This is a genomic window from Bacillus carboniphilus (genome assembly GCF_039522365.1).
In the GTDB taxonomy this organism is placed as follows: domain Bacteria; phylum Bacillota; class Bacilli; order Bacillales; family JC228; genus Bacillus_BF; species Bacillus_BF carboniphilus.
The window spans coordinates 25,101-45,540 of record NZ_BAAADJ010000064.1 but is presented as its reverse complement, the minus strand read 5'-3'; the positions used below and the strand labels follow the sequence as shown (position 1 = coordinate 45,540).

The window sequence follows — 20,440 nt, the reverse complement described above, 5'->3', positions numbered from 1 at the left end:
AGAGGCTTTTAGTATGCCCATCTTTTTAAAAATTCTGCTGCACGATCTTTTCCTAATTGAATAAGTGCTAGTTTATCTTTTTCAGATAGATTGAATTCTGTTGTAAGGACACCCTTAGTTGGAATAAAGATTATATTTTTCTCATGCTTCCTAGAAATATAACGAGCATCATGAGCATCTTTCATGGTTTCAAATATGGCTTCAAACATTTGAATCCCATTGTTTATCTGATGTCTTTCATGGTCTTGGAAGCTTTCACTTAATTTAATTCCGAGAACAGGTCGGACCTTTTTTACATTCTCCTTGTCAAATAGCCACATCGGAAAGTTACTTAATACCCCTCCGTCTACAATAATGTTTGTGCCGTCCCCAGTATAAAGTTTTATAGGTTCAAAAAAGAAGGGAAGAGAGCAACTCATTCGGATGGCCTTCGCAACCGAGAAGGACCACCAAGGGATTCCGTATTTTTCTAAGTCATCAGGTAAAACTAGCATTTTACCGTTGCTGAGATCGGATGCAATGATTCTTAGGGTCTGTGGAGGTAAGTCTTTAAACGTCCTTATTCCTTTTATTCGTAGCTTTTCCTCTAACCATATTTCTAAATATTTGCCTTTATATAATCCTAGTTTCCAATATAGATGGAGCCATTTGGCTAGTGGCCCTGGTAACCAGCTTTTTCTTTCATCCAGGAGTTTCTTTACGTCTAATTCATCAAGAAGTTGATAGACTTCTTGGCTGGTATACCCTGCTGCTATCAGGCCAGCCACAATTGACCCTGCACTCGTTCCTGCTAAGCGTTTAAATTGAAGCCCTCGAGCTTCAATTGCCTCATAAGCACCGATAAGAGCAAATCCTTTAATGCCACCACCTGAAAATACTCCGTCAATGTACACCGGCCCCACTCCTAAAAAAATCTCTTGGTACATTTTTAATGGGGAGGTGGGGGATTTAGACCATTTTTATTTTTGGGGAGCCAAGGAGTGTGTTGGCGATGGTTCCGTTTAGTATTGATACCTTAAATGATGAAATCCAATTTTTACGGGGATGATACTTAGAGTATTGTTACTTAAATTGATGGAATTACAGTTTTACGGGAACGATACTTCGAGTATTGTTACCCAAATTGATGAATTTCCGGTTTTCGGGGCACAATTCCTCGGAAATACAAAGAACCGCCCTGATAATAAGGACGGTTCTCAATCATTTTATAATCCACACTTTAATTGCGCATTACAGTTCGTACATGTGTTACATCCTCCGATTTCTTCTACCGTACCTTTACGGCAAACCGGGCATGTGTTACCAACTTCTGAACCGATCGTAACGCTTGTTGATCTCAGGTCTTGAATGGTATCAACAAGTACCACTTTTTTCGGTTCTTCTTCGAGAAGCTCTAATTGCTCCTCGAAGCTGTTTTCTTCTGCTTTTAATGTAAGAACTTGAGCATCACGGCTACCATCGACATATACCGTTCCACCTTTTGCTCCACCTTTGTAAAGGCGCTCATATACTTTTTTCACTTGTTCAACTGTATAGCCTTTTGGTGCGTTAACGGTTTTACTGATCGAACTATCAATCCACTTTTGGATGATACATTGTACGTCAGCGTGAGCTTCTGGAGAAAGCTCCATTGCGGATACAAACCAGTGCGGTAGATTGTTTGGATCTGCTCCTGGATTTGCATCAAGATATTCTTGAACGATGTCCGCTTTCACTTCAATGAACTTACCTAAGCGACCGCTTCTGAAATATGAGAAAGAGAAGTAAGGTTCAAGACCTGTTGATACCCCAACCATTGTCCCGGTGCTTCCCGTAGGAGCCACAGTCAACAAATGCGAATTTCTAATTCCATATTCTTCAATATCCTTTTTCACATTTTCAGGCATTTTTTTCATAAAGCCTGTGTTTGTGAAAGCATTTCTTAGACGGTTGGTTTCTACTTCGTTTTCGCCAACCAAGAATGGGAAGCTTCCCTTTTCTTTGGCAATCTCAACTGAAGTTCTGTATGCTGTTTCAGCAATCGTTTGGAATACTTCATCTACAAGTTTGTTTCCTTCTTCAGAACCATACTCTGTTTCACAGTAGATGAGAAGATCATGTAAGCCCATGACGCCAAGTCCAACCCGGCGTTCACCAAGTGCTTGCTTCTTATTCTCCTCTAAGAAATAAGGTGTTGCATCAATAACGTTATCTTGCATTCTTGTTCCGATTTCAACCGTGCGCTTTAATTTGTCAAAGTTCACAGTTTTGGTTTCTTTATCAGCCATCTCAGCTAAGTTAACCGCTGCAAGGTTACAGACTGAATATGGTGCAAGTGGTTGTTCCAGTTAATTGTTATCCTAACGGCTTTTTATCCGTTAGTTCTTACAGTTGAGTTCCTGTAAGCTCAGCATATCTTTTCACCTATTGGTGCTGCGGCCTCGTGCGAACATTATATTCTCAACTATGAGGTTCAGTTCGTATGCGTTGCCCCTGACTGACTTTTTACCATCAGCCTTCGGTTCGGGTTGCCATCTCAGGTTTCCCCGCTTCATTCCGCAGTTTTTTACGTGAGGCAATTTAAGCCACTCTACCACACGGATTCGTCGCTACAACCTGCTGTCCATAGCTCTTAGCATTCGTCATTTCATTCGCATTATCAATAAAGAAAATGCCCGGCTCAGCAGAGTAAGTAGCACAAATGTTAATTAAGTTCCAAAGCTCTTGAGCTTGGATTTTGCGATATGTTCGAACTTTATGGCCACGTTTTTCCCACTCACGGACGTCTCCAACTTCATGCCACTGTTCGTTGTAAATCATCATTTCTTCTTGGTTATAAGATTCTACATCAGGAAACTGAAGCGCAAATACATCATTGTTTTCAACTGCTTCCATAAACTCATTCGTTAAACAAACGGAGATGTTTGCACCTGTTAAAAACTCTGGATTGTGTACAGCGTATGTTCCACCTGTTTTTAATTTCTCTTCAGCATCACGGATAATTGCTTCGGAAAATCCACCGTATCCAGGTATACCCTTGTAGTTCACTATGCTTTGATACATCGCTTTTTCTTGCTCAGTGAAAGGAGTGAACTTGAGCTTGTCCTGTGCAGCTTTTTTGATTTGTTCATCTTTTGTATTTTCAATCAAGAATCGAAGTATTCTTGGATTTTGCATTTTTGAGATGATGAATTCGATGATGTCCGGATGCGTAATAGACATCATGATCATTTGAGCGCCACGGCGCGAACCACCCTGCTCCACCAAATGCGTCAACTTCGCAATATCATCCAACCAAGAAACCGATCCAGATGATTTTCCATTTACGCCTTTAGCCAGGGTGTTACGTGGTCTTAGTGTGGAACCGTTCGTTCCAACTCCTCCACCACGGCTCATGATTTCCATTACTTGTTTACGATGTTCAGAGATTCCTTCACGAGAATCTTGAACGAAAGGCATCACATAACAGTTAAAGTAGGTAACTTCCGTTTCGGAACCAGCTCCATATAACACACGTCCAGCTGGTACAAAGTTCATGGATGCTAGCTCAGAGTAGAACTTTTCAAACCACTCATTTTGCTTTTCTTCTGTTACTTCGACTGACGATAATCCAGCCGCCACTCGTTTCGCAATTTGCTCGTAATAGATTTCTAGTGGCTTTTCAATAACGTCTAAGGAGCGAACAATCAATCCGGTTTGAATTTCATCTTCTTTTTCCAACACTCCACGATATTCATCTTCCACATATACCGTTGCTTTCTTCTCTTCCCAGTTAATAGATTCTATGTAGCCTAATCCTCTAGCTGGAAACTTGGGATCTTCTTTTATCGTTAAAACGACAAAATCTCCTTCGGTTAAGGTAATTTTCTCGGTGTCTTTAAAGGAATAACGATCGAGCATGACCAGCCTCGATACCCCTCTATGTGTTGTTTTCATCTCAGGTGTTATAGGGTGCACTGGAGGAAAAATCGCAATGTCCTTGTTTAACCTCTCAACATTGACCATTTTTTTATTTTCGGTCGCAAGCATACTTCAGCTCCCTCTCTTTTCTTTACTATTAAGTTCTCTATTACCATATCATAATAGATTCTCTCATTACAATATATAGTATTAACTATTTTTTATTCATACTATATATTGTGATTTATCCATAATCGTCGGATTTTGTCAAACGAAAGAAAGAGTAGAAAATGGAGAAAAAAAGAGATTCATAGAGATAAGAAATGATTTACCTAAATAATCCATTATTTTGATGGTTGCAAGAAAATTTTCGTTCGTTCTCAACTGTGGAAAAGATATCCAAAAGTAAAAGAGAACCATCCTCCACTTCAGAGTATGGCCCTCTTTCATATACTATTATCGCTTAAAGTTCCAATCGTCACTTTCATAGCGTTCCTTAGCAAGCTTTCGTACAAAAGCGTCTTCCTCATCACTTAAGGTGTATTCTTCTAATGTAATATTCAAGCCTTCTTCAAATCCCTTTTTAAAAGCCTCTTTAGCCTCTTCTAATTCAATTCGTCTACTAGAAATTTCATTGATTGCTACAGCTTTATTTTTAAAGGCTTTTTGCATTCTTTCTTTGACTCTATCACTTGGATAATTAAATAAACTAAACAGTTTATCTTCATCTAAGTCAAGCAAGATTGACCCGTGCTGTAAAATGACCCCTTTTTGTCTGGTCTGGGCACTTCCAGCCACTTTTCTCCCCTCCACCACAAGCTCATACCAGCTTGGGGCATCGAAGCAAACAGAAGACCGTGGATTTTTAAGCGCTGCTTTCTCTTCATCTGTGCGAGGAACAGCAAAATAGGCATCTAACCCTAAATTGCGAAAGCCTTGTAAAATTCCTTCAGAGATCACACGGTATGCTTCGGTAACGGAAGCTGGCATCTCAGGATGATCTTCTGAAACTATGACACTATACGTAAGTTCATGCTCATGAAGAACTCCTCGACCACCAGTTGGTCTTCTTACAAATCCCAATCCGAACTCTTTTACAGCAGCCATGTTAATTTCCTTTTCAACCTTTTGAAAATATCCTACCGATAGGGTTGGAGGATTCCAACCATAAAACCGAATGGTCGGTGGAATTTTCTCTTCACTATTCCAGTCTAATAGAGCCTCGTCTAGTGCCATATTATAAGAAGGTGATTGAAAACCTGTGTCAATAAATCGCCATGTTTCCTTTGTCATTGCTGTTTCTCCTCTTTCTACAAACCTTTTTCATCTATTGGATTATACCTATTATGTAAAACTTCACGCTCTTTAGTCTATCAAACATTGGCGAAAAAACAAAAATATAACGATTCCTTTGCTCTTTTTTTTGTACCACTATATAATAGTTTTTAGTGATATTTTGTCTTAGAGAGTTTGAAGGGGGACTTTTTCATGATCGCTTTGCTCGTCGTGTTAGGAGCAATTATTGCTTACACATTATTCAACTACTTTACACAAAAGAAAATCGTAAAAACTCTTACACAAGATGAGTTTATTTCCGGTTACCGTAAATCTCAATTGATTGATGTACGTGAACCGAAAGAATATGAAGGTGGACATATTTTAGGTGCTAGAAACATACCTCTATCTCAGTTAAAAATGAGAATGAAAGAAATTCGTCCGGATAAACCTGTTTATCTATACTGCCAAAGTGGCGCTCGTAGTGGTCGTGCAGCTCGTACGTTGTATCGAAAAGGCTATCGTGACCTTAGCCATCTTCAAGGCGGATTTAAAAAATGGTCAGGTAAAATCAAGCATAAAAATTAACTAACTTAGAAAACCTTCAGCGTACAACTGAAGGTTTTTTCTTTACATATAGGGAGAGGTTAACTTGTTTTTGACATCCATTCAATACAAACCAACAAATCAAACACAATATCCTCATTCATTACCAATATTCTCACAGTTGTCTTTACTAAATTTTGAATCACCCGTAACGATCTTGGTTGGAGAAAATGGAACTGGTAAGTCAACCCTTTTAAACGGTCTTGCCTGCGTCACCAATCGAAATCTTATAGGTGCGAACGATATAGATAACAACCATGATATGAGAGCTGGCCAGGATTTAGCCAAAACCTTCAAAGCAACGTATAAAACGAAAACAAACCGTGGCTTTTTTCTTCGAGCAGAGGACTTCATATCTTTTTCGAGAAGAGTACGCACCATGATTGAAGAAGCTGAAGCAGAACTAAAAAGAATTGAAGTTGACTACAAAGACAGATCTGATTATGTAAAAGGGTTAGCATCCCAACCACATAACAGAACACTGTATGATTTGAAGCAAAGATATGGGGATGGATTAGACGTCCGCTCTCACGGAGAAAAATTTTTGGATTTCTTCAGGTCTCAGCTTCATCCACGTGGTCTGTACATACTCGATGAGCCGGAAGCCCCATTATCTCCTATTAAACAAATGGCCTTTATTAGAATGCTCTTAGAAGGAGTTGAGGAAGGGAGTCAGTTTATCATTTCAACCCATTCTCCTATTCTAATGGCGACGCCGAATGCTCAAATATATTCTTTAGAAGATGATGGGTTGATGGAAAGGGAGTTTGAGGAACTGGAACATGTTCAACTGACCAAACAATTTTTAGAAGCCCCTGAAAGGTTCCTTAGACATTTGTAATGAAAATAATAAATAAATTAACATAAAAATGCTCGGAGCAATAATGCCCTGAGCATTTTGCAACCAAAAGAGATAACCCTTTAATCGACTTTAAATTTTTGAGTTAAATTAGATAGTGAATTAGATAACTGATTAAGCTTTAAACCAATCATATCTGTTTCCTCTAAATATCTAACCTGGTTCACACTAACGGTAAGCATTTCCTCCGTTCTTTCTAATGTCTCCTGAGACACCGTAGAAAAGCTATCTGCAGCTAATTCTAGGTCCGGCAATAGACTTTCAAGACCTTTTAGTTCTTCTTGCATTCCTTCTAATTTAGTACTAACACTAGAAATTTCTTGCATCATTTCAGCAATTGAATATTTCGATTCATTTGCTGTTGATAAAGTTCCGTTTATTTTGGTAAGAATTTGTTCAAACTCTTGTGTAGCTCCAACTGTAACAGCCTCCATACTTGATATTGTCTTAGAAATTTCTAAAGTAGCGTTGGCTGATTGTTCTGCTAATTTTCGTACCTCGCTTGCTACTACAGCAAACCCTTTTCCAGATTCACCTGCTCGTGCAGCTTCTATTGTTGCGTTAAGGGCTAATAGTTTCGTTCTCTCTGCAATTCCTTTTACTAACTCAACTAGTTTTGTAATAGAAAATGAATAATCGTTAACATCTTTAATAGTTTGGGTCAATTGGTCGAAATCCTTTTCAAAGGTATGAATCATTGAAATTAGTTCAGTCATATTTTTCTCACCACGTTTTGAGGAGAGGTTCATATTTTCTGAACTTTTATAAACTTCTTTCATATTATTCATCATTTCTACTATCTGATATTTCATTGTTCTAAAACTATTTACATTAATATCTGAACTACTAGCTGTCTGTTCTGCACCCAGTCGAACAGCATCAATTGCAGAAATTAATTGTCGACTAGATTCGAGGTTATATTTTGAAGAGTCCTTTAATTCCTTTCCTTTTGTTTCTACTTCTATTGTTGTACTCTTTAGTTCAAAAAGTATTTCACTCATTTGCCCAATCATCGCATTATAACTTTCATGTAAGGATATAATCTCTGGTATTGTTGTATTGATTTCCACTGAAGGGTTTAAGTTCCCGTCACGAACTTCAAGCATTGTTTTACGCAACGTATTAAGTGGCTTAGTTAATGTCCTTACAAATAGAATGATTAAAATAGAGATGATTATAGTACTAACCAATATAACGAATAATGTAAAGTATCCCATTTGACTAACGTCTTCCATATAGGAATGTGTTGGAATAAGCATAACGTAAATACCGTTAATTTGTTCCATATCTTGAAATACGATTGTATAATCCTTATTGTCTATACTCTCATGTAATACTCCATTTTTGGATGTAGCTATATTAGTTATAAACTCCTTTGAAAAGGCAGGAACTTCCCCTTCACTTATTTTTGAAGGAACTACTTCATTATTCTTTATGTAAAAAAATTCTGACTTGATTCCATCTGTTTCAAGTTTGCTTTGCTGTTGACGGATATTCACTTCAACCTGCTGCATAAAATAATCTTCATCACTAACATAAACAAACTTCAAGTTTTGTGTTATATACCCCATTAATTCGACTTCTCTAACCAACCTATTTTCAATTGATTCCATCGTCAACTCTTTCGCTTTCATATAAGAGCTAACGCCTACTATAACAATAGACGAAATGAATAGAATCACAAATAGTAAGAACAAACGGGTGCTCAGATTTAACCTTTTTAAAAAGCTTTTAAGTAAATCTCCAATATTTTCTTTTTGACTGATGTTATGCGAACTTGCTTTCTTCAAAAAAAAACCCCCGAATATATAATTATTTCCTTCTAGAAAAAATTATAATGGAACAATGTTAATGAAGTGTAAAGGACCTGTAAAGTTTGTTTCCAGTAAACTTGGCATTATGATTAAAATGACCACAAAAAAAGCAGCCCCACTCCAAACGAGTGGGGCCGCAAATTTACGTGTTATTTAACTGTATTGTAGGAAAAAAGGAATTTAACCTTCTATTTATTCTGCCATGTAACGCAACACTGGCTTTCTAGCAGCCATTGTTTCGTCCAGACGCTTAATAACAGTTGTATGAGGTGCTTCTTGCACAACCTCTGGTGTTTCTTCTGCTTCTTTTGCGATTTGGATCATAGCTTCGATGAAGTCATCTAGCGTTTCTTTTGACTCAGTCTCAGTTGGCTCAAACATCATACACTCTTCCACATTCAATGGGAAGTAGATGGTTGGTGGATGGTAACCGAAGTCTAATAGTCTCTTCGCGATATCTAACGTACGAACACCTAGTTTCTTTTGACGCTTACCACTTAATACGAACTCATGCTTACAATGTTGGTCGTATGGAAGGTCAAAGTAAGGCGCTAGTCTTCTCATCATATAGTTTGCATTTAATACTGCATTTTCCGTTACTGCTTTTAGTCCATCTGGACCCATTGTGCGGATGTACGTGTAAGCACGAACGTTGATACCGAAGTTACCGTAGTAAGGCTTCACTCGACCAATGGATTGAGGACGATCGTATTCAAATACAAACTTTTCGTCTTTCTTTACAAGAACTGGCTTCGGTAGGAATGGGATAAGATCTGCTTTTACTCCTACTGGACCTGAACCTGGTCCACCACCACCATGTGGCCCTGTAAAGGTTTTATGCAAGTTTAAGTGAACAACGTCAAATCCCATGTCGCCAGGGCGTGCCTTTGAAAGAACCGCATTCAGGTTAGCACCATCATAGTACAACTTACCACCTGCACCATGAATAATCTCAGCCATCTCTAGGATATTCTTTTCAAATAGTCCAAGAGTGTTTGGGTTTGTTAGCATAAGAGCTGCCGTATCTTCCCCTACTACTCTTCTCAAATCTTCTAAATCAACAAGTCCATTTTCATCTGACTTAACTGTAATGGTTTCTAATCCAGCTACAGTAGCAGATGCAGGGTTTGTTCCATGTGCAGAGTCAGGAACGATAACCTTTGTACGATTTGTGTCTCCATTTGCTTCGTGGAAAGCACGAATCATCATCAATCCAGTCCACTCACCATGAGCTCCTGCAGCAGGTTGAAGGGTCACTTCATCCATACCTGTGATTTCTTTTAAATGTTCTTGGAGGTCATACATAAGCTCCATTGCACCTTGAACAGTCTCTTCTTCTTGAAGAGGGTGAACGTGAGCAAATCCAGCGTAACGAGCTACATCTTCGTTTACTTTTGGATTGTATTTCATCGTACAAGAACCTAGAGGATAAAATCCGGAATCGACACCATGATTGCGCTTAGAAAGAGCTGTGTAGTGTCTCATGATATCTAATTCAGCAACTTCTGGAAGATTTGGTTCGTCTTTACGAATATAGCTTTCCGGAATTAGCTCTTCCTCGCTAACTGCGGGTACATCCAATTCTGGTAAACTAAAGCCAATACGACCAGGCTTCGATTGTTCAAAAATTAACTTTAACTCTTGATTAGCCATTTTGAATAACCCCCAGTTCAGAAACAAAGTTGTCAATTTCTTCTTTTGTACGAATTTCAGTGACAGCTACCAGCATATGACGGTCTAGGTCGCTGTAGTCACGACTTAGGTCATAACCACCGATCATTCCTTTATCAAGTAGCTTCTTGTTTGCTTCTTTCACAGAAATAGGAAGTTCAACTACAAATTCGTTGAAGTTTGGTCCTTCCCAAACCACATTAACACCATTAGCTTTTAACTGTTGTTTCGCATAATGAGCTTTTTGGATATTCGCCCAAGCCATCTCTTTCACACCTTTTTTACCCAAAGCTGTCATGGCAACAGAAGCAGCAAGTGCATTAAGAGCCTGGTTTGAACAGATATTTGAAGTCGCTTTGTCACGACGTATATGTTGCTCACGAGCTTGAAGAGTTAAAACGAAACCTCGTTTGCCATTTTCATCAACCGTTTGTCCTACTAATCTACCAGGAACTTTTCTCATCAACTTATTTGTTACGGCAAAATAACCACAGTGTGGACCACCAAAGTTACTTGCAATACCAAACGGTTGCGCATCTCCGATGACAATATCTGCTCCAAATTGGCCCGGTGGTGTAAGAGCACCCAGTGCTAATGGGTTACTAGATACAACGAATAATGCCTTTTGCTCATGTGTTAGATCGGACATCTCTTGAAGTGATTCAATTCGACCGAAGAAGTTTGGGTACTGAACAATAACAGCTGCTACTTCATCCGTCACCATTTCTTTAAGTGCGTCAACATCTGTTACACCATCTTTTGTGGGAATCTCTTGAACTTCAATGTATTGTCCTTTTGCGTACGTACTTAAAACAGCTCTTGATTCTGGATGTACTGCACTAGAGACAAGCACTTTCTTTCTTCTAGTTTGTCCTGCACTTAACATCGCAGCTTCAGCTAAAGCTGTACCACCATCATACATAGATGAGTTGGCTACATCCATTCCTGTTAATTCACAAATCATCGTTTGATATTCAAAGATAGCTTGAAGTTCACCTTGTGAAATTTCAGGTTGGTATGGCGTATAAGCGGTATAAAATTCAGAACGAGAGATTACATGGTCTACAATAGAAGGGATGTAGTGATCATACACACCCGCCCCAAGGAAAGATGCGTAATCCTTTAAGTTCGCATTTTTACCAGCTAATGCAAGTAGTTCTTTTGTTAGTTCTGGCTCTTTAGTTGCTTTTTTAATATTGTATTCACGGTTAAAACGAACCTTTTCAGGAATGTCTTCGAATAGAGCGTCAACAGAATCAACACCGATTGCTGCTAACATCTCCTTTTGATCTTGTTCAGTCATTGGTAAGTAACGATGCTTCATGGTATATACACCCCTTTTAGTTCTTCGGTCTTTTGTAAAAAGGTAATGGAACAACTACTGCTTTCACTTTTTTACCACGGATTTCAACAAATAGCTCTTGGTCTACTTCAGAATGTTCCGCATTCACAAGAGCAACTCCAACATTTCTTTTTGATGTTGGTAATTGCGTACCTGTTGTCACTTCACCGATTTGTTCATCTTGTGCATACACAGGATAACCAGTTCGTGGAATGCCACGGTCTACCATTTCAATTCCAACAAGTTTACGAGCTGGTCCTTCTTCTTTTTGTTTCTTTAAAGTTTCTTTTCCGTTAAAGTCCATTTCTTTTTGAACCTTAACGGCAAAACCAATCCCAGCCTCAATCGGGGTGATTGTTTTTGATAATTCTTGTCCGTATAAAGGAAGGTTTGCTTCAAAGCGTAATGTGTCACGTGCACCCAATCCACAAGGAACTAAGCCAAATGGTTCACCCGCTTGTATGATAGCATTCCACAGGGAAGCTGCGTCGTTTGCATGGCAATATATTTCGAAACCATCTTCACCAGTATAACCTGTTCTAGAAACTAAAGAAGATACACCTGCAACTTGTACGTTCTCTCTGAACTTAAAGAAACGAATATCTGCAAGGTTCGTACCTTCCACGATTGTTTGAAGAATCTCCTCTGCTTTTGGTCCTTGGATGGCCAATTGAGCGAGAGTTTCAGATACGTTTTCAATCTCAACATCTCCGAATTTTTGCGTAAGCATCCATTCATAGTCCTTTTCAATGTTAGAAGCATTTACAACTAATAGATAGTCGTTTTCATCCAACATATAAACTAGAAGGTCATCAACTGTCCCACCATCTTCGTAGCACATAGCAGAATATTGTGCTCCTCCAGGTTTAACTTTTGAAACATCGTTGGTTAATAGTTTTTGCAAGTATGCTAGACTATTAGGACCTTTTACTGTGATTTCGCCCATGTGAGAAACATCAAATAATCCAGCTTTTGTTCGAACAGCTTCATGCTCTTCTTTTATGCTAGAAAATTGAACAGGTAAATCCCAGCCTCCAAAATCAATCGTTTTGGCTCCACCGTACGATTCAAAAAGGGGTGTACGTTTTAAAGCAGACATATTAGTTCCTCCCTTGTAAACGTTTTAAAAATTTATAAGAATAAAAGCTCCTTGAATCCTACTAGCCCTTTTAACTTGTTAACTATTTTGGAATAATTTTAACTATTCTGAAAGAACAAGAAAAAAGAGCCATCCCATTTTTAATGAGAAGGCTCTGTCCTGGAACCTGAAAGTTTACCGTGAATCGAGTTCACGGGTTTCCTCTTTGGTGGCCATTCTTGGAATAAGTTCTATCCAATGAAAGGCACTCTCCAGAGCTGCGTCGAGCAAAAGTCTTTTTGCCTGAGAGATTCACGAAACCCGCTTGCTCCTTCGGCGCCACATCAGATCACGATTTCTCTTTTCTGTGTGGTCTCTCCCCTTGCTGTCATTCGCATATATTAAAAAGTTTGGCTTTTGGACATACTAGATAATGTTGTTCAAAAGACACGTTGTAGAATTCAAAAAACTTTCGAAGCTACTACAATCCTATCATCTAAAGGAGAGGGAATCAATCATTTTTGAGGAGGAACAGACATATGGATTGGAAGCTTGTTTGGAAGCAAAATTGGCAAGAAGACTTCTTAAAAAGATTGGATGATGACGGGCCTTGGGGTAGCTGGGATATGCTAAAGCTTGCTCTCGAGTCAGAGCATCATACCTCTATTCCTAGCTTTGAAGGACTTCAAGCCCCTAGGTTTCTACCAAACCTAACTCCCCTACCACACCAACTGGAAGTTGCAAAGCAAGTGGTTGAACATATGAACGGTAAAGCAATTTTGGCAGATGAAGTCGGTCTAGGAAAAACAATTGAAGCTGGACTCATTTTGAAAGAGTATATGATTAGAGGTTTAGTCAAGAAGGTTCTTATTCTCGTTCCTGCTTCACTTGTATCCCAATGGTCTCAAGAGTTAAATCAGAAGTTTTATATACCAGCCATTATTCATAGAAAGAGCTATGCTTGGGACCAAGTAGATGTAATGATCACATCTATAGATACCGCAAAACGGTCTCCACATCGCGAAAAAATATTAGACCTCCAATATGACATGGTCATTATTGACGAGGCTCATAAATTAAAAAATCATAAAACCAAAAACTATGAATTTGTACAGCAATTAAAAAAGAAGTTTTGTTTACTTTTAACTGCAACCCCCATTCAAAATAAAATTGAAGAAATCTTTAATTTAGTCTCACTACTAAAACCTGGCCATCTAGGGAGCCTTGCTGATTTTATGGAAAACTACAATCAGGATGCACGCTCTCTCAATAGTGATGCACACTTAAAAGAATTAGTGAACAAGGTCATGATTCGAAATCGCAGGTCAGACACAGGTATTGAATGGACGAAACGCCACGTAGAAACAGTCCCAATTACCCTTACACCGGAAGAACAAGACTTATATGATTCTGTAACACATTTGCGAAGTGATGATTCTTTAGCTGCTGGAAGCGGGTTTTCAGTAGTGACTCTACAGCGAGAAGCATGTTCAAGTAGAGAAGCCGTCTATTACACTCTCTGCAATATGCTGAAAAAACAAGAAGAACCAAGTGAATTGCTACAAACAAGAGTCTCTAGCTTAATGGAAAAAATTCAGGCCATTCAAACGAACTCAAAAGCTGAACAAGCACTAAAGCTAATAAAAGAAATCAATGATAAAGTCATTATTTTTACTGAATATCGAGCAACTCAGCTTTATTTACAATGGTTCTTTAAGCAACATGGAATTAAGTCTGTGCCTTTCCGAGGTGGCTTTAAACGTGGTAAAAAAGATTGGATGAAAGAGCTATTTAAAAATCAAGCCGATGTCTTGATTGCTACAGAAGCAGGTGGAGAAGGGATTAACCTTCAATTCTGTCACCATATCATCAATTTTGACCTCCCATGGAATCCGATGCGTCTTGAACAAAGAATCGGAAGGATTCATCGACTCGGACAAGAACAAGATGTAAAGATATATAACTTCGCAACTAAAGGAACGGTGGAAGAGCATATTTTAAAACTGTTATACGAAAAAATCCAACTGTTCGAGCGAATTGTAGGTGAGTTAGATGATATCCTGACTCGAATGGAATTTGGAAAAATTGAGGATCACTTAGAAGACATTTTTGGCCAATCTGCGAATGAGGGTGAAATGAAAATTAAGCTCGAAAACCTTCAATCCATGGTCGAGTTTGCAGATTCGATGAAGAGAGGTGAATCTCAGCATGCAGCAAGCGGAAATTAAACAATATTTAAAAAGGTTTTTCCTTTTAAATCAATGTGAACTAGCTGAAGAAAGCCCTGGTCATCTAACAATCCAGCTTACGATTGATATGGATAAAGAGTTGATGAACAGACCATTTTATTGGCACTACTTAGAAAAAACTGGTGGCGTACCAAACCCCATGAAGGTTACTTTTATTACTGATCAAAAAATGGCTCCTGAAGAATTAAAGGGAGAGTTGATTCATTTTGGCTCACCTAGACTCCATCAGATTTTTCAGGTGACGAAAAAGCTGTCTTCCTTTGTTCGTCTTTTTCAAACCGTCAAAGGCACCACCCAACAACATATCCCGCTGCATCCATGGCTAGGCTTAAATATTAAGGTGTCTTATCAGTGTGACCGAAAACGAGATGAGTTTCACTCGATTGGATTACATCTGATTTCAGGAAAAATGGTAAAGGACTTTCATTATTCCATTGAAAGGCTAGATATGTCCACGAAAATTCCTGATTTCTCCTTTACGCTTTCACCTATCATTAAACCACAGAGTGGAATGAATCGGATTAAACAGTTAATTGAACAGCATGTACAGGGACAAGATGATACGTGGGCGAAAGAAGCACGTGAAAGATGGGAGCAAGACCAGAAATTATTAGACCATTTCTATGAGGGACTAGATGAATACCCCGAAACTTACTATAAAGAAAAACAAGCCATCCAAGAACAATTTGAACCGATTGTACAGGTAGATGTAATTAACGGTGGCCTCTATTACTTAACTGAACAATTTACACAACAATTAAATTAAACAGATTAAAACCCCTTTCCAAAAAGAAAGGGGCTTTTTTTATTTTCTCTTAAATATAGAGAGAACCGCAAATGGGACTAAACCAAACCAATTGACAAGAAAAGGAGCCTTTTGTTCCTTCTTCTGAATTCTTTTTTCCTTTCGCTTCTCCTTTGGCTGGTCATAATGTTGAACAAATGTTTGAGTAATGAATTTTACGTAATCATTCATTGACATACCACAACCACCTACCACTCCTAGTTTAACCATCTAATAACTTTCTAATTCATTCATGATTGTTTCGGTGATGGCATCAATAGATAAATGTGTGGTGTCAACCTTGAAATGACATTGATTATACAATGGTTTCCTGGATTCATATAGTGCGGTTACTTCCGCTTGATTTCTTGCTAGTGGTCTACCCTTATCTCCATTTATTCGTCTCCAAATTTCTTGGATGTCGCAATCTAAAAAAATGACATAACCATTTTCTAACATCCATTTTCTGTTTTCCGGTCTGACGATAAGACCCCCACCGGTTGATACAATTAATTCTGCATCAAGTGAGGTTAGGACTTCCGTTTCTAATTGTCTAAAATACGTTTCCCCTTTCGTCGCAAAGATATCCGGAATATTCTTTCCTTCTCTATGGACAATAAGTTGATCTGTATCTACCACTTGTTTGTTTAATTTTTTTCCCAACTGCCTAGCAATTGTGGACTTGCCTGCACCCATAAAGCCTGTTAAAAAAATGGTTTCCATGGTATCTAACTTCCCTCAATTATTTTCCCAAATCTTGTAGGTCTTATCATACCACAGCTCCCAACTGTACGTGGCACCTTCTAACGTAAAACATTGGATAGTTAGGAGTATCTTTTCTTTAGCTTCTTCTTTTACCTTTACCGTTACATATCCCTCATTAAACTGTAATGTCGTATCCTTTTCCACTCCACCTTCCTCTTCAATAAAAAGAATGGTCATACCTAACATACTTTGAAAAATTTCAATTTGTTTCATTTCCTTAATTGTGTTAGTTTCAGTCCTATACAGCTCTATAAAGGATACTGATACAAAAATGATCAAGATGGTAAATATAGCTGTAAACGGATAGATGATTCCCCTATCATTCATAAAGAGTATTTCTCCAGTTCATGAATAGTGAACCATTCCTTCGTTAATTTCTTTCCGTTAGAGAAAATTATTTGACACAGTAACCTCCCTTTTACTTCCATCACTTTAAACGATGATACATTTTGAAGAACCAATTCATGTCCAGTTCCATTTACCCTCCTCCTTACATAGTCATTGTATTTGGAGTAGGAAATACTACGAGTTGGTAAATGAAGAGTAAAAGAAGCGGTAGACACATTTACTGAATTGGCCAGATATAGCTCACGTTGAATTTCTTCAAAAAAGACAAAGAACTCATATTCTTCATTTTGTTTTACCTTTTCATTTAACTCTGCCAAGAAAAAGATTCCTACAAAAAACATATGGCAAATAATCATCCATATCGAAAATGAAACTAGAGATTCAATTAGGGTTAAACCGTTGTTATCTTTGAATGAGCGTAAGACAAATAGGCTCAATATCTTCTTGGTCAACACAAACCTCCTTTGATGAAACATAGATTGAATAGGTATGAGTGTCTGTTTGTTCGATAAAATGTTGTGGTTCTAAGGAATGCAACTTCATAATAGACCTTTTTAATACATAATAGGCATCTATTTCCTTTTCCATTTTTGTCTTGTTATTAAAGACAAAAAGGAGTGAAACCACAATGAACATACATAAAAGCCACAAACTTAAGGATATTATGGATTCCACTAACGAAAACCCTTTTTCACATCTTTTCAATTTTCACTCTTCCTCTCCCCACATACATAACAAAGCGATACCTCGTGCCACCTACAATCAGCTCAAACGAACCGAAGTCACTAACCGTTCCATTCGGCAGAAAATAAAACTGTCTTAAGTTGCTATTACTCATCTGAATATCATCGTCGTAACTTCTTTGCACTAAAAAATGATCCACACCCGTTAATACAGCATATTTGTTTTCAGCGGGCGTAAAAATCACTCTTACAGTCGCAGCTCGAGACATGGAGTAAGTTTTAGCGAACTGAATATCCTTTCTTAGCTGTTCAATAAAATGAGATTGCTTGAAATGTTGACTTGTGGGTGAAACTGAAAAAAGAAAGATGGAAATGCAAAGTAGGAAAATGGAGAAAACAATGAGGATTTCCGTTAGGGTGTAACCTTTAGAACTATTCTTCTGAAACATCATCATCTATAGTTAATAAAACTTGACCTGTAGTCGGGTCAATTCCAATAATCATATCGTCACAGTCCGGGTTTTCAGCAGGTAGGTATTTGTTCCCCGATAATACCGTTAAATCATCAGGATACTCTCCTGTATCAAGCTTGTACGCTTGCACCTGCGCCTCAACCAAATGGATATAAGCCTCACATCCCTTTTTCTGTATTGTTTTCTGATGAGATGTTACATTTGGAACTGTGATGATCAATAAAATCGAGATAATTAAAAGAACAATCATCATCTCAATAAGTGTAAATCCCTTTTCATTTTTCATATTCAAACCTCCTTAGATTCCTTGAAGCATTTGTATCACGGGAAGCATTATAGATACATACAAAAGGATAACCACTAAGCCAATGGCAGAAAAACATACTGGTTGAATCAATGAACTATATGTGTTTAATTTTTTTTCTAACTTTTCAAAGCAAAAAGATGAGAATGTTGAAAATTCCCTTTCTATCTTCCCATTCTTTTGACCATGTTCAATTAGGAAAGGAAGTTCCTTTAAAAATACCTTTTCCTTTTTTATGATGATTGACAATGAATCGCCTCTTGATAAGGCTTCTTTCATCCTAATAGACATTTCTTGATACAATGGTTTCTCTTCCCATTCCTTCATAAACGTGACACACTCAATGTATGAGAGTCCCTTCTCAAGCAGGACACTCCATTGATAGGAAAAGAAATAAGACTGGTACAGTTTTAGGAGCGATCCAAGAAAAGGGACTGCACTTAGAAATGAATATACTTTTGTTGATGTTAGATTTCTTTTTAAAATGGGTGATATTACAATGACAAAAAGGAGAAACAGGGTAAGATAAAGAAAAATTGTTAGAAAGTCATCTTTTAAAAATAGAAGTAATTTGAGTATCCACGGAGATTCAAGAGTGGACTGACTATACAATGATTCAAATTGAGGAAGCAGCCAAATACACATTAAACCAAAAAGACCAAATGAGATAACAAGAAGAAATAGTGGATACAGGCACATTTTTCTCATTTTACTTTTATGAGTATCCACCTGTACTAACAGGTCACTTCCTTTCACCAATGCTTCACCCAAGTCCCCGTGGCGTTCTGCAATCATGGTAAAAATGATTAAATCAGAGTGGAAATTCCAATCCCTTAAAATCGAATATAAGGTCTTTCCAGATTTCAAGTCAGAGATTGCCAACCCCCATTCTTTTTTTCTCGAAAGAAAATCACTTAGGCGAAAAAATTCAAGAGCTTCTTGAACATGATAGCCATTTTGAATTAAATCCCCTAACCGCTTATAAAATTGGGCTTGGTCCTTCACAGACCAATTTCTACTCAATAGAGTATACCCATCGCTTATACTCTTCTTCATCCACAAAGCCAAGCGCCATTCCCTTTGCTAATTCTTCCTTAAGAGTCCTGTATGAAGCTTCTTGATTAGGGCTATTCATCTCACTCATTACTTTTTTCAACTGTTGGCCTGCTAACATTTCATAAATACAAGCACGCTTTCTTTTATAAAAGGGACAGTGTACAGTGCATCTTTTTCCACAGTATGGACATTTGATTTGGATTAGTCTTTGGGCAGATACTCCTATTAACGCTTGTTCTATTTCATAATCCTTCACACCTAATTCTAATAAGCGTGTTATGGCTCCTTTAGCATTTCGAGTATGCAATGAAGATACCACTAAGTGACCCGTCAAGGCTGCCCTAACAGCGACCTGCGCTGTTTCCTCATCTCTAATTTCCCCCACTACAATAACATCAGGGTCATGACGTAAAATGGCTCTTAACCCGGTGGCATACGATACACCTGCTTTTTCATTCACTTGAACTTGAAGAAATTCGGAAGTGTTTCTCTCAATTGGGTCTTCAAGCGAAATGATATTCCGTTTAAACCACTTGGATGAATACTGCAACAACGTATATAGAGTCGTGGATTTCCCGCTACCCGTTGGCCCTGTGAATAGTAAGAGCCCATGGGCATGTTTTAATAAAGCAATCAGTTTTTTTGTTGTAGATGGAAATAAAGCAACTTGCTCAATCGGGATCGCAGATTCTTGAGGAAGAATTCGAATGACTAGACTTTCAGAAAATGAAGTTGGAAGAGTGGATAATCGTAAACTTACAGGGAGATCATTGATAAAAGTGGAGTATGCACCACTTTGTGGTTTTCTTTTTTCACCTATATCTAAACCAGCCATAAATTTAAAGTGGGATATAAGTCGACTACTTTGATCATGGGGTATGTCATAAAGAAAACTAAGCATGTGCTGTAGTCTGAAGAAAACTTTGGTAGTCTTTTCTTTCGGAACAATATGAATATCCGTTGCATGTAAATCCAGAGCTTTTTTAAGCAAACGATGAACTTGCTCTTCTATTGTGGATATCATTACATTTTCCTTTCCTTTATTTACTCCGGCCTTATTCTTTTTCCATGAATACCCAGTGAAATCCTTCTTTCAAAAATATTTTTTTAAAAAAATCTTCATTAAAATCGTGAATATCCTTTAAAAATCAAGCCTTTTTGAATATTTGTGACGAAACAGACACAAACTTTAGTCAAAGGATTATTTACATTCTTGCATAATGTTTATTATAATGTTGTAGTAGCATAGTGGGC

At 37.9% G+C, this 20,440-nt stretch carries 18 protein-coding genes, 2 pseudogenes and 2 riboswitches; of the genes and pseudogenes, 4 read left to right on the top strand and 16 right to left on the bottom strand.

Going from position 1 to position 20,440, the window contains the following annotated elements:
- Positions 1 to 8: 8 nt before the first annotated feature.
- The 4 genes and pseudogenes from ABDZ91_RS20450 to ABDZ91_RS20435 all read right to left on the bottom strand — a co-directional run bounded on the left by ABDZ91_RS20450 (position 9) and on the right by ABDZ91_RS20435 (position 5,172).
- Positions 9 to 893, bottom strand: a complete 885-nt coding sequence (locus ABDZ91_RS20450; protein ID WP_343803423.1) for a patatin-like phospholipase family protein — start codon at positions 891 to 893, stop codon at positions 9 to 11.
- Positions 894 to 1,205: 312 nt separating this feature from the next.
- Positions 1,206 to 2,324, bottom strand: a pseudogene (locus ABDZ91_RS20445) (vitamin B12-dependent ribonucleotide reductase); the annotation flags it as partial.
- Positions 2,325 to 2,571: 247 nt separating this feature from the next.
- Positions 2,572 to 4,008 (bottom strand): annotated as a pseudogene (locus tag ABDZ91_RS20440) (vitamin B12-dependent ribonucleotide reductase); the annotation flags it as partial.
- 327 nt (positions 4,009 to 4,335) lie between these two features.
- On the bottom strand, positions 4,336 to 5,172 hold the full coding sequence (locus ABDZ91_RS20435; RefSeq protein WP_343803419.1) for a lipoate--protein ligase family protein: 837 nt from the start codon (positions 5,170 to 5,172) through the stop codon (positions 4,336 to 4,338).
- A 195-nt stretch (positions 5,173 to 5,367) separates the two neighbouring features.
- Here ABDZ91_RS20435 and ABDZ91_RS20430 point away from each other — a divergent pair, with 195 nt between their 5' ends.
- Positions 5,368 to 5,742: a rhodanese-like domain-containing protein gene (locus ABDZ91_RS20430; protein WP_343803416.1), complete on the top strand. Its 375-nt coding sequence runs from the start codon at positions 5,368 to 5,370 to the stop codon at positions 5,740 to 5,742.
- Positions 5,743 to 5,806: 64 nt separating this feature from the next.
- Positions 5,807 to 6,601, top strand: coding sequence for an AAA family ATPase (locus ABDZ91_RS20425; RefSeq protein ID WP_343803413.1), 795 nt, complete (start codon positions 5,807 to 5,809; stop codon positions 6,599 to 6,601).
- Positions 6,602 to 6,681: 80 nt separating this feature from the next.
- Here the strand turns inward: ABDZ91_RS20425 and ABDZ91_RS20420 are convergent, their stop codons facing one another.
- The 4 genes from ABDZ91_RS20420 to gcvT form a co-directional block, all read right to left on the bottom strand.
- Positions 6,682 to 8,409, bottom strand: a complete 1,728-nt coding sequence (locus ABDZ91_RS20420) for a methyl-accepting chemotaxis protein (protein WP_343803410.1) — start codon at positions 8,407 to 8,409, stop codon at positions 6,682 to 6,684.
- 216 nt (positions 8,410 to 8,625) lie between these two features.
- The gene (gene gcvPB / locus ABDZ91_RS20415; RefSeq protein ID WP_343803407.1) at positions 8,626 to 10,086 is read right to left on the bottom strand and encodes an aminomethyl-transferring glycine dehydrogenase subunit GcvPB; all 1,461 of its coding nucleotides are present in this window, start codon (positions 10,084 to 10,086) and stop codon (positions 8,626 to 8,628) included.
- Positions 10,079 to 11,428 carry an aminomethyl-transferring glycine dehydrogenase subunit GcvPA gene (gene gcvPA, locus ABDZ91_RS20410; RefSeq protein ID WP_343803405.1) on the bottom strand — a complete coding sequence of 450 codons (1,350 nt, stop codon included), beginning with the start codon at positions 11,426 to 11,428 and terminating at the stop codon, positions 10,079 to 10,081. Before gcvPA ends, gcvPB begins: the two co-directional genes overlap by 8 nt.
- 16 nt (positions 11,429 to 11,444) lie before the next feature.
- Entirely contained in the window at positions 11,445 to 12,545 is a 1,101-nt protein-coding gene (gene gcvT, locus ABDZ91_RS20405) for a glycine cleavage system aminomethyltransferase GcvT (RefSeq protein ID WP_343803402.1), read from the bottom strand.
- 151 nt (positions 12,546 to 12,696) lie between these two features.
- Positions 12,697 to 12,803: riboswitch (glycine riboswitch) on the bottom strand.
- Positions 12,804 to 12,805: 2 nt separating this feature from the next.
- A riboswitch (glycine riboswitch) is annotated at positions 12,806 to 12,916 on the bottom strand.
- Positions 12,917 to 13,063: 147 nt separating this feature from the next.
- On the opposite strand from gcvT, the gene ABDZ91_RS20400 reads away from it, so the two are divergent.
- Complete coding sequence (locus ABDZ91_RS20400; RefSeq protein WP_343803399.1) at positions 13,064 to 14,752, top strand: DEAD/DEAH box helicase; 1,689 nt, start codon at positions 13,064 to 13,066, stop codon at positions 14,750 to 14,752.
- On the top strand, positions 14,733 to 15,539 hold the full coding sequence (locus tag ABDZ91_RS20395; protein ID WP_343803396.1) for a YqhG family protein: 807 nt from the start codon (positions 14,733 to 14,735) through the stop codon (positions 15,537 to 15,539). The genes ABDZ91_RS20400 and ABDZ91_RS20395 overlap by 20 nt, the downstream gene beginning before the upstream one ends.
- A gap of 39 nt (positions 15,540 to 15,578) precedes the next feature.
- Here the strand turns inward: ABDZ91_RS20395 and ABDZ91_RS20390 are convergent, their stop codons facing one another.
- The 8 genes from ABDZ91_RS20390 to comGA all read right to left on the bottom strand — a co-directional run bounded on the left by ABDZ91_RS20390 (position 15,579) and on the right by comGA (position 20,210).
- Entirely contained in the window at positions 15,579 to 15,755 is a 177-nt protein-coding gene (locus ABDZ91_RS20390; RefSeq protein WP_343803393.1) for a YqzE family protein, read from the bottom strand.
- 33 nt (positions 15,756 to 15,788) lie between these two features.
- Positions 15,789 to 16,280: a shikimate kinase gene (locus ABDZ91_RS20385; protein WP_343803390.1), complete on the bottom strand. Its 492-nt coding sequence runs from the start codon at positions 16,278 to 16,280 to the stop codon at positions 15,789 to 15,791.
- A 15-nt stretch (positions 16,281 to 16,295) separates the two neighbouring features.
- Positions 16,296 to 16,649 carry a competence type IV pilus minor pilin ComGG gene (locus ABDZ91_RS20380; protein ID WP_343803386.1) on the bottom strand — a complete coding sequence of 118 codons (354 nt, stop codon included), beginning with the start codon at positions 16,647 to 16,649 and terminating at the stop codon, positions 16,296 to 16,298.
- Positions 16,646 to 17,122 carry a competence type IV pilus minor pilin ComGF gene (gene comGF / locus ABDZ91_RS20375; protein ID WP_343803383.1) on the bottom strand — a complete coding sequence of 159 codons (477 nt, stop codon included), beginning with the start codon at positions 17,120 to 17,122 and terminating at the stop codon, positions 16,646 to 16,648. The genes ABDZ91_RS20380 and comGF overlap by 4 nt, the downstream gene beginning before the upstream one ends.
- Positions 17,123 to 17,361: 239 nt before the next feature.
- Positions 17,362 to 17,808 (bottom strand): competence type IV pilus minor pilin ComGD, encoded by a 447-nt coding sequence (gene comGD, locus ABDZ91_RS20370; protein ID WP_343803381.1) that lies wholly within the window; start codon positions 17,806 to 17,808, stop codon positions 17,362 to 17,364.
- Positions 17,786 to 18,112 (bottom strand): competence type IV pilus major pilin ComGC, encoded by a 327-nt coding sequence (gene comGC, locus ABDZ91_RS20365; protein WP_343803379.1) that lies wholly within the window; start codon positions 18,110 to 18,112, stop codon positions 17,786 to 17,788. The genes comGD and comGC overlap by 23 nt, the downstream gene beginning before the upstream one ends.
- A gap of 12 nt (positions 18,113 to 18,124) precedes the next feature.
- Positions 18,125 to 19,153, bottom strand: coding sequence for a competence type IV pilus assembly protein ComGB (gene comGB / locus ABDZ91_RS20360; protein WP_343803375.1), 1,029 nt, complete (start codon positions 19,151 to 19,153; stop codon positions 18,125 to 18,127).
- Positions 19,146 to 20,210 carry a competence type IV pilus ATPase ComGA gene (gene comGA / locus ABDZ91_RS20355; RefSeq protein WP_343803371.1) on the bottom strand — a complete coding sequence of 355 codons (1,065 nt, stop codon included), beginning with the start codon at positions 20,208 to 20,210 and terminating at the stop codon, positions 19,146 to 19,148. The genes comGB and comGA overlap by 8 nt, the downstream gene beginning before the upstream one ends.
- Between the last annotated feature and the right edge of the window lie 230 nt (positions 20,211 to 20,440).

Excerpts from the sequence above, each read along its gene's own strand:
- ABDZ91_RS20435 (WP_343803419.1), bottom strand. The coding sequence starts at position 5,172 with ATGACAAAGGAAACATGGCGATTTATTGACACAGGTTTTCAATCACCT.
- ABDZ91_RS20430 (WP_343803416.1), top strand. The coding sequence starts at position 5,368 with ATGATCGCTTTGCTCGTCGTGTTAGGAGCAATTATTGCTTACACATTA.
- gcvPB (WP_343803407.1), bottom strand. The coding sequence starts at position 10,086 with ATGGCTAATCAAGAGTTAAAGTTAATTTTTGAACAATCGAAGCCTGGT.
- gcvPA (WP_343803405.1), bottom strand. The coding sequence starts at position 11,428 with ATGAAGCATCGTTACTTACCAATGACTGAACAAGATCAAAAGGAGATG.
- gcvT (WP_343803402.1), bottom strand. The coding sequence starts at position 12,545 with ATGTCTGCTTTAAAACGTACACCCCTTTTTGAATCGTACGGTGGAGCC.
- ABDZ91_RS20400 (WP_343803399.1), top strand. The coding sequence starts at position 13,064 with ATGGATTGGAAGCTTGTTTGGAAGCAAAATTGGCAAGAAGACTTCTTA.
- ABDZ91_RS20395 (WP_343803396.1), top strand. The coding sequence starts at position 14,733 with ATGCAGCAAGCGGAAATTAAACAATATTTAAAAAGGTTTTTCCTTTTA.
- ABDZ91_RS20390 (WP_343803393.1), bottom strand. The coding sequence starts at position 15,755 with ATGTCAATGAATGATTACGTAAAATTCATTACTCAAACATTTGTTCAA.
- ABDZ91_RS20385 (WP_343803390.1), bottom strand. The coding sequence starts at position 16,280 with ATGGAAACCATTTTTTTAACAGGCTTTATGGGTGCAGGCAAGTCCACA.
- ABDZ91_RS20380 (WP_343803386.1), bottom strand. The coding sequence starts at position 16,649 with ATGAATGATAGGGGAATCATCTATCCGTTTACAGCTATATTTACCATC.
- comGD (WP_343803381.1), bottom strand. The coding sequence starts at position 17,808 with ATGATGATGTTTCAGAAGAATAGTTCTAAAGGTTACACCCTAACGGAA.
- comGC (WP_343803379.1), bottom strand. The coding sequence starts at position 18,112 with ATGAAAAATGAAAAGGGATTTACACTTATTGAGATGATGATTGTTCTT.
- comGA (WP_343803371.1), bottom strand. The coding sequence starts at position 20,210 with ATGATATCCACAATAGAAGAGCAAGTTCATCGTTTGCTTAAAAAAGCT.